Origin of the sequence: Pseudochrobactrum sp. AO18b (assembly GCF_000409565.1) — a bacterium.
In the GTDB taxonomy this organism is placed as follows: domain Bacteria; phylum Pseudomonadota; class Alphaproteobacteria; order Rhizobiales; family Rhizobiaceae; genus Pseudochrobactrum; species Pseudochrobactrum saccharolyticum.
Map to the genome: position 1 here is coordinate 1 of NZ_ANNO01000263.1, position 769 is coordinate 769.

Sequence of the window (769 nt, forward strand, 5' to 3'; positions counted from 1 at the left end):
GGGACAGGTATTCGGTGTCTCGCTTATTTATCCGCTGTCCAGCGTCCCTTAATCGGAGCGAAACTGTAGCGGTGCATACCGGCAACCGGCCCTTGTTCTTCAATCGCCTGCCGGTGCGCCGCAGTGCCGTATCCTGCATGTTTCTCAAGGCCGTAAGCAGGATGGATAAGACCTGCGCGTTCCATCATCCGGTCGCGGGTGACTTTGGCAATGATCGAAGCGGCAGCAATGGTCAGAGAGCGCTGATCCCCTTTCACCAGCGTCATGGCGGGGCAGGGCAATCCGCCTGGGGTTTTATTGCCGTCGATCAAAGTATAGTCCGGACTGATTGTCAGACTATCCACGCAGCGCTTCATCGCCAGTAGCGAGGCTGCGAGAATATTGCTTTCATCAATCGCACGCGCACTGAGGCTGCATAATGTGACGGCAACAGCCTTTTCCATAATTGTTTCAAACAGCCGGTTGCGTTTGGCAGCCGTAAGCCTTTTTGAGTCATCCAGACCTTCTGGCAGATTATCAGGGTCGAGGATCACGCAGGCAGCAACAACAGGCCCTGCAAGAGGGCCACGGCCGACTTCATCAAGCCCTGCAATCAGTTTGTAACCCTGAGCTTGCAGCTGCTGCTCATGGCTGTAATCGGGCGTGAAGATTTCAGATTTGTCAGCCTTTATCTTGGCTGGCGACTTCGGTCGCTTTTCAGAAAAAAGCGGAGAATCAGATGGTGCTTTACTCATGTGCTGAGATTGCATCCTATCTAATTCTCCGCAAG

The 769-nt window shown here is 53.6% G+C and carries 1 protein-coding gene; it reads right to left on the reverse strand.

Annotation, left to right across the window (positions count from 1 at the left end):
* Positions 1-23: 23 nt before the first annotated feature.
* A complete protein-coding gene (locus A918_RS0111095; protein WP_022711134.1) occupies positions 24-734 on the reverse strand; it encodes a ribonuclease HII in 711 nt (236 codons plus the stop codon).
* Positions 735-769: the final 35 nt, after the last annotated feature.

Bases quoted from the DNA above. Each gene is read 5' to 3' on its own strand.
- A918_RS0111095 (WP_022711134.1), bottom strand. From the start codon at position 734: ATGAGTAAAGCACCATCTGATTCTCCGCTTTTTTCTGAAAAGCGACCG.